Origin of the sequence: Flavobacterium shii, assembly GCF_025847235.1 — a bacterium.
GTDB classification, from domain to species: domain Bacteria; phylum Bacteroidota; class Bacteroidia; order Flavobacteriales; family Flavobacteriaceae; genus Flavobacterium; species Flavobacterium shii.
The window spans coordinates 103966-111114 of sequence record NZ_JAOZEW010000022.1; the positions used below are offsets into that span (position 1 = coordinate 103966).

Annotated in this window: 9 protein-coding genes and 1 pseudogene; all 10 read left to right on the forward strand. The window is 32.2% G+C overall.

Features of this window, described 5'->3' with window-relative positions:
- The first annotated feature begins 1 nt into the window (after position 1).
- Positions 2-409, forward strand: a complete 408-nt coding sequence (locus tag OIU83_RS18815; RefSeq protein WP_264207805.1) for a bactofilin family protein — start codon at positions 2-4, stop codon at positions 407-409.
- The gene (locus OIU83_RS18820; RefSeq protein WP_264207806.1) at positions 372-602 is read left to right on the forward strand and encodes an AtpZ/AtpI family protein; all 231 of its coding nucleotides are present in this window, start codon (positions 372-374) and stop codon (positions 600-602) included. The genes OIU83_RS18815 and OIU83_RS18820 overlap by 38 nt, the downstream gene beginning before the upstream one ends.
- 56 nt (positions 603-658) lie before the next feature.
- A complete protein-coding gene (locus OIU83_RS18825; protein ID WP_264207807.1) occupies positions 659-1054 on the forward strand; it encodes a hypothetical protein in 396 nt (131 codons plus the stop codon).
- Between the two features lie 119 nt (positions 1055-1173).
- Positions 1174-2334, forward strand: coding sequence for a F0F1 ATP synthase subunit A (gene atpB / locus OIU83_RS18830; RefSeq protein ID WP_264207808.1), 1161 nt, complete (start codon positions 1174-1176; stop codon positions 2332-2334).
- Between the two features lie 94 nt (positions 2335-2428).
- Positions 2429-2620 (forward strand): ATP synthase F0 subunit C, encoded by a 192-nt coding sequence (atpE, locus tag OIU83_RS18835; protein WP_077374818.1) that lies wholly within the window; start codon positions 2429-2431, stop codon positions 2618-2620.
- Positions 2621-2742: 122 nt separating this feature from the next.
- The gene (locus OIU83_RS18840; protein WP_264207809.1) at positions 2743-3243 is read left to right on the forward strand and encodes a F0F1 ATP synthase subunit B; all 501 of its coding nucleotides are present in this window, start codon (positions 2743-2745) and stop codon (positions 3241-3243) included.
- A gap of 6 nt (positions 3244-3249) precedes the next feature.
- Positions 3250-3783, forward strand: a complete 534-nt coding sequence (gene atpH, locus OIU83_RS18845) for an ATP synthase F1 subunit delta (RefSeq protein ID WP_264207810.1) — start codon at positions 3250-3252, stop codon at positions 3781-3783.
- A 37-nt stretch (positions 3784-3820) separates the two neighbouring features.
- The gene (atpA, locus tag OIU83_RS18850) at positions 3821-5398 is read left to right on the forward strand and encodes a F0F1 ATP synthase subunit alpha (RefSeq protein ID WP_264207811.1); all 1578 of its coding nucleotides are present in this window, start codon (positions 3821-3823) and stop codon (positions 5396-5398) included.
- 89 nt (positions 5399-5487) lie between these two features.
- Positions 5488-6348: an ATP synthase F1 subunit gamma gene (gene atpG / locus OIU83_RS18855; protein WP_264207812.1), complete on the forward strand. Its 861-nt coding sequence runs from the start codon at positions 5488-5490 to the stop codon at positions 6346-6348.
- A gap of 379 nt (positions 6349-6727) precedes the next feature.
- Positions 6728-6865, forward strand: a pseudogene (locus tag OIU83_RS18860) (ABC transporter permease); the annotation flags it as partial.
- Positions 6866-7149 lie beyond the last annotated feature (284 nt).

Genomic DNA, 7149 nt, shown 5'->3' on the forward strand with positions numbered 1-7149 from the left:
CATGTTTAATAAAGCCCCCAAATTTAGCACAGAGAATCTAGGAAAAACAAATAGAATAGTCGAAGGAACTATAATAACAGGTGATATTGTATCGCAAGCCGATTTTAGATTAGACGGCGAATTAATAGGTAATTTTATTTCTAAAGGAAAAATTGTTATCGGACCCGCAAGTAAAGTCAAAGGAGATATCATTTGTTTAAATGCCGATATTGAAGGAGAATTTACCGGAAAAATTAAAGTCACAGAACTTTTAAATGTAAAAGCAACCGCAAAAATCGATGGAGAAGTTACAGTTGGAAGATTGTCTGTAGAACCTGGCGCCGATTTTAGTGCGACTTGTATAATGTTGATGGATTCTAAAAACGGAATAAATGAAAGACAAGGAACCAAACAAAAATCAGAGAAATAAATGGATTGCACTCATTAACATTCCAATACAGATGGGAGCGATTATATTTTTGTTTTCCTATCTCGGTCATTGGTTAGACGAAAACCACCCAAATCCCAAAGTATATTACAATAAGATTTTGGTCATGGTAGGTGTCGTGATAGCATTATATAATGTAATTCGTCAGGTAAACGAAATTAACAAACCAAAGTAATTTAAATAATAACACCAATAAATAAATGTTGCACCTTTGCGGCTAATAACTATTTAATGATGAATTTTAAAAATTACAAACCATTACTCAATTTATTTATTTTATCAGCAGTTGTTTATGTACTCCATAAACTTGCTTTTTATGTTTTTAAAATAAATGATCAGGGTTTTCATTATAATGTGGAGACTTTATATTTACTGTTTTTTGCAATCGCAAGTGTACTTTTTATTGTTTTAATGACTGTAAAACAGAAGAGTTTTGACAATGTTGGAATGGCATTTCTTTTAGGAACAAGCCTTCAGATGGTACTTTGTTATTTAATTTTAAGACCAATTTTACAAGATAAAATTCAGAACACATCAATAGAGAAAACGAATTTTTTTATAACATTTATTTTGTTTTTGTTAATTGAGACCGTTTTAACTATCCGAATATTAAACGAAAAGCAATAAAATAAGGGTTCTTTAAAAATAGGTTCAAAAATAATTTTTCTTATCCTTTTGAATATTAATAAAAAATGTACCTTTGCACCAAATTTTAGAAACGTAAAAAAATAAGATATTTAACAGTTATGGTGATTTCAAACAAACCACTTAGATTTATAATAGCGACTTTAGTAGCGTGTCTTCCTTTAATGAGCTTTGCAAATTCAGAAGTGGATTCGACAAAAGCAGTAACCGAAGTAGCTCATGAGGCTACTACAGAAGGACATCACGAAGGAGCGCATACAGAACCAACAGACGAAAAGTCTAAAATCAAAGCTTTTATAAAACATCACGTTTTAGATTCTCATGATTTTACTTTTACTCAGGATGATGTAACAGGAAAGCATTATGGTTTTCCATTACCAGTTATTCTTTGGGATAATGGTTTGCACATTTTTTCTTCTTCAAAATTTGAACATGGAAAAGCTGTTGCAGAATCAAATGGTAATTATTATGTAATAAACCACCATGATGGTAAAATATACAGAACAGATGTTTCGGGAAAAATAACCGAAGACGAGAAAACTGGTTTTCCAACAAATGTTCGTCCAATCGATTTTTCAATCACTAAAACTGTAATATCTATTTTGGCTGCAGCTTTATTAATGATTTGGTTGTTTAGCAGTTTGGCAAAATCATATACTAAAAACGGAGGAATTGCTTCTGGAGCTGGTAGAATTTTCGAACCAGTTGTATTATACATCCGTGACGAAATTGCAATACCTAATATAGGAGTGAAACACTATAAGAAATACATGAGTTATTTATTGACTATCTTTTTCTTTGTTTTGTTTTTAAACATCTTCGGTTTAACACCACTAGGAATTAATGCTACAGGTAATTTAACAATAACATTTTCGTTAGCAATTCTAACCTTCTTAATTACAAATCTTACAGCAAATAAAAATTACTGGAGTCACATTTTCTGGATGCCAGGTGTGCCAAAAGCGATGAGAATTGTATTAGCACCAATAGAATTATTGGGAGTTTTTATCAAACCGTTTTCATTAATGATACGTTTGTATGCTAATATTTTTGCAGGACATATTGTATTGATGAGTATTATTAGTTTAATGTTTATTTTTAAAAGCTGGATCGGAAGTAGTTTATCTTTCGGATTGTCGTTTGTACTTTCTATTCTAGAAATTTTAGTAGCATTTTTACAAGCTTATATTTTTACAATGTTATCAGCTTTGTACTTCGGTTCAGCTGTAGAAGAGCATCATCACGACGAAGCTCATCATTAATATCGTTTAATTGTTAGTTGTTTAATCGGTTAAACGAAAAACAAATTAACGATTCAACATCAAATCAGAATGTTTAATTTTTAATATATATATTATGCAAATTCCAACTATTGTAGGAGCAGGATTAATTGTAATCGGAGCAGGTTTAGGTATTGGTAGAATTGGTGGTTCAGCAATGGACGCTATTGCTCGTCAACCAGAAGCTTCAGGAAAAATCCAAACAGCTATGCTTATTGCAGCTGCACTTATTGAAGGTATTGGTTTCGCAGCATTATTTGCAGCTTAATTAAAACAAAAAGATGGTAGTTTCAACGGTTGGTTGAAACTATCGTTTTAAAATTAAAACATTAAAAATTGCTTACTATAGCATTTTAAAAAGTCATAATTTAAAATTTATAATTATATATAATGGATAAGTTAATAAATCAGTTTGAATTCGGTTTGTTCTTTTGGCAAGTAGTAATATTTGTTGGATTGGTACTTTTGTTGAAAAAGTTTGCATGGAAACCTATTCTTGATGCAGTTAATGATAGAGAAGAAGGAATTAAAAACGCATTACTTTCTGCTGAAAATGCAAGACAAGAAATGCAAAATCTTCAAGCAGATAACCAAAGGATTCTTAATGAAGCGCGTGCAGAACGTGATGCTATGTTAAAAGAAGCTCGCGAGATGAAAGAGCAAATGATTGCAGAATCAAAATCCGAAGCACAAGCGCAAGGTCAAAAAATGATCGAGCAAGCTAAAGCTGCTATCGAAAGTGAAAAAAATGCAGCTATGGCTGAATTGAAATCACAAGTTTCTACATTATCATTGAGTATTGCAGAAAAATTATTGAAAGAAGAACTATCTAACAAAGAAGCTCAAACTAAATTAGTTGAGAAATTGTTAGGTGACGTAAAGTTAAACTAAGTAATTATGGCAAGTACAAGAGCAGCAATTCGCTATGCAAAAGCAATTCTAGACTTAGCAAACTCAAAAGGTGTTGCCGAAGCTGTAAATAACGATATGGAATCTATTGCTTCAACAATTGATGCAAATGCAGAATTAAGTACTTTTATTCAAAACCCAACAACAAAAGTTGAAGTTAAAGAAAAAGCACTTTTAGAAGTTTTTGCTAATGTAAATGGTGTAACTCAAGGGTTGTTTCATTTATTGTATGAAAACAAAAGATTCGAAATTCTAGATGCAATAGCAGTAGAATACAGCAAATTATTTGATGAAAGCAATGGAGTAGAAGTAGCACAAGTTACTACTGCAATTCCTATGGATGCTGCACTTGAAGCTATAGTATTAGCTAAAATTGCAACTTTATCAGATAAAAAAATAACGATAGAGAATATAGTAGATGCTTCAATTATTGGAGGATTTATTTTAAGAATAGGTGATAAGCAATACAATGCTTCAATTGCCAATAGATTACAAGTATTAAAAAGAGAGTTAAGTAATTAGTTTTATCACACAATAAGTGTCTAAATTATAAATTAAGATGGCGGAAATCAAACCTGCTGAAATTTCAGCAATATTAAGAAAGCAAGTAGAAGGTTTTGAATCTGGTGCTACGCTAGAGGAAGTAGGAACAGTACTTCAAGTTGGAGACGGTATTGCTCGTATTTACGGGTTATCGAATGTACAATATGGTGAGTTAGTTGAATTTGATAACGGACTTGAAGCTATTGTATTGAATCTTGAAGAAGATAATGTTGGTGTGGTACTTTTAGGACCATCAACAGGAATCAAAGAAGGTTCAACAGCAAAAAGAACACAACGTATTGCTTCTCTTAAAGTAGGTGAGCAAATGGTAGGTCGTGTAGTAAACACTCTTGGTTTTCCTATTGATGGAAAAGGACCAATCGGTGGAGACTTATACGAGATGCCTTTAGAAAGAAAAGCACCAGGTGTTATCTTCCGTCAGCCAGTTACTGAGCCATTACAAACAGGAGTAAAAGCAGTTGATGCTATGATCCCGGTTGGTCGTGGACAACGTGAGCTTGTTATTGGTGACCGTCAAACAGGAAAATCTACTGTTTGTTTGGATACTATCTTGAACCAAAAAGAATTTTACGATGCAGGAAAACCTGTATTTTGTATATATGTTGCAATTGGGCAAAAAGCTTCAACTGTAGCAGGAATTGCTAAAATGTTAGAAGAAAAAGGTGCAATGGCTTATACAGTTATTGTTGCAGCTAATGCTTCTGATCCAGCTCCAATGCAAGTTTATGCTCCTTTCGCAGGTGCTGCAATTGGAGAATATTTTAGAGATTCTGGTCGTCCAGCACTTATTGTTTATGATGATTTATCTAAACAAGCTGTTGCTTACCGTGAGGTTTCTCTTTTATTAAGAAGACCACCGGGACGTGAGGCATATCCTGGAGACGTTTTCTACCTACACAGTAGATTATTAGAGCGTGCTTGTAAAGTAATTGCAGATGATGGAATTGCTAAAAACATGAACGACTTACCAGATTCTATCAAGTCAATCGTAAAAGGTGGTGGTTCATTAACTGCTTTACCAATTATCGAAACTCAGGCTGGTGACGTTTCTGCATATATCCCAACAAACGTAATCTCGATTACAGATGGTCAAATTTTCCTTGATGGAGATTTGTTTAACTCAGGAGTTCGTCCTGCTATCAACGTAGGTATCTCTGTATCTCGTGTTGGAGGTAATGCTCAAATTAAATCAATGAAAAAAGTATCAGGTACTTTAAAATTAGACCAAGCACAATTCCGTGAATTGGAAGCGTTTGCTAAATTTGGTTCTGATTTAGATGCTGTAACTTTAAATGTAATTGAAAAAGGAAAAAGAAACGTTGAAATCTTGAAACAAGGTTTGAATGATCCTTATACAGTTGAAAATCAAGTAGCAATTATCTACGCTGGTTCTAAAAACTTATTAAGAAACGTTCCTGTAAATAAAGTAAAAGAATTTGAAGCAGATTTCTTAGCTTACCTTAACAGCAAGCATAAAGACACTCTTAATGCACTTAAAGCAGGTAAACTTGACGATAACATTACTGATGTTATTGAAAAAGTAGCAAAAGAAATTTCAGCAAAATATAACTAATAAGATAATTAGGCAATTAGATAATTAGAATATCTCAAGATTTTTTAATTATCTAATTAACTGATTGTCACATTTTCTAATTAGAAAAAATGGCAAATTTAAAGGAAATCCGTAATAGAATTACTTCCGTTTCATCTACGATGCAAATTACATCGGCAATGAAAATGGTTTCTGCTGCAAAGCTTAAGAAAGCACAAGATGCAATCACAGCGATGCGTCCTTATGCCGAGAAATTAACGGAATTATTACAAAATCTTTCTGCAACACTTGATGGTGATATAGGAGGAGATTTTACTACACAACGTGAAGTAAAAAAAGTATTAATTGTAGCAATAACTTCTAATAGAGGTTTATGTGGTGCATTTAATACCAATGTAATTAAGGAAGCAAAAGCACGTTCTGAATTTTATGCTGGTAAACAAGTTGATATTTTTGCAATTGGTAAAAAAGGAAATGACGTTTTAAGCAAAACACATTCAGTAATAGATAATCAAAGTGCTGTTTTTGATGATTTGACTTTTGATAATGTAGCTGAAATTGCTGAAATCTTAACGCAACAATTCTTAACAGGAAAATATGATAAAATTGAATTGATTTACAATCAGTTCAAAAATGCTGCGACACAAATTGTACAAACGGAACAATTTTTGCCTTTAGCTCCTATAAAATCAGATTTACCAGTTTCGTCAGGAGATTATATCTTTGAACCTTCAAAAGAGGAAATTGTATTGACTTTGATTCCAAAATCATTAAAAACACAATTGTACAAAGGTATTCGTGATTCATTTGCTTCAGAACATGGTGCTCGTATGACTGCAATGCATAAAGCAACAGATAACGCAACAGATTTAAGAAACCAATTGAAATTAACTTATAATAAAGCACGTCAAGCAGCTATTACAAACGAGATTTTAGAAATCGTTGGTGGTGCAGAAGCATTGAAAGGATAAGTAAAATTTTCAATTTTAAAACACGAAGTTGTTTATTCAAATTATATAAAAAAAGAGCCAATATTTATTGGCTCTTTTTTTATATAATAGTTTTTGTTTTTTTTAGATGAAAATTACAAAATGGTAATTCCCAATTTTTTTTAAACTGAGAATTATTACCATTTTATAAATCTATTCGACAGATATGTTTCTGCGATGCTTTGTCTTTTTTGGGAACAAACTAGCTTTATCAATCCCAATGCTCTGTTTTTTAAGGGTTACATTTCAGCAGAATCAATCCCTTTGGTAAATTTACGAAGGAACAACTTAGTGAAGTTTACATAATTTTTACTTTTTAATACATATTTCCCATGTATAGTTATCTCAAGAAGTATTAGTTCAAGCGCCATTTTATCTTAATTGGGGATATGTGTTATTGTTGAATCTGCTTACTATAACGGTTTGTTTTGTGGTGTTATTAATTCCTTCCTATATAATAACGAAGATTTCGCCAGTCAAAGCAATTCGTTTCGATTAATTTCAGGAGCTATTTCCTTCTATCCGCTTCAATCTTCTCCTTTTTAAAGAAAAAAGGACAAGGATTTTCGCTACTATCAGGGCTAAAGGAGGAACCTAAGAGAGAATGTTGAGTGAATAACAGATGGTTTTAGAGACAAGCCAAAGAGATTTCCCTGTAAATTCAGGTAATCCAAGACAAAATAACTAGCTAAATACGTAAAGATGATAAAAACGTAAGCTTGCAAAAAACTTATAATCAGCATATTAATAAATAAACCAAAAATAGTCAATAAAAAGTATTGG

Coding starts and splice junctions, on each gene's coding strand:
- OIU83_RS18815 (WP_264207805.1), top strand. CDS start 2: ATGTTTAATAAAGCCCCCAAATTTAGCACAGAGAATCTAGGAAAAACA.
- OIU83_RS18820 (WP_264207806.1), top strand. CDS start 372: ATGAAAGACAAGGAACCAAACAAAAATCAGAGAAATAAATGGATTGCA.
- OIU83_RS18825 (WP_264207807.1), top strand. CDS start 659: ATGATGAATTTTAAAAATTACAAACCATTACTCAATTTATTTATTTTA.
- atpB (WP_264207808.1), top strand. CDS start 1,174: ATGGTGATTTCAAACAAACCACTTAGATTTATAATAGCGACTTTAGTA.
- atpE (WP_077374818.1), top strand. CDS start 2,429: ATGCAAATTCCAACTATTGTAGGAGCAGGATTAATTGTAATCGGAGCA.
- OIU83_RS18840 (WP_264207809.1), top strand. CDS start 2,743: ATGGATAAGTTAATAAATCAGTTTGAATTCGGTTTGTTCTTTTGGCAA.
- atpH (WP_264207810.1), top strand. CDS start 3,250: ATGGCAAGTACAAGAGCAGCAATTCGCTATGCAAAAGCAATTCTAGAC.
- atpA (WP_264207811.1), top strand. CDS start 3,821: ATGGCGGAAATCAAACCTGCTGAAATTTCAGCAATATTAAGAAAGCAA.
- atpG (WP_264207812.1), top strand. CDS start 5,488: ATGGCAAATTTAAAGGAAATCCGTAATAGAATTACTTCCGTTTCATCT.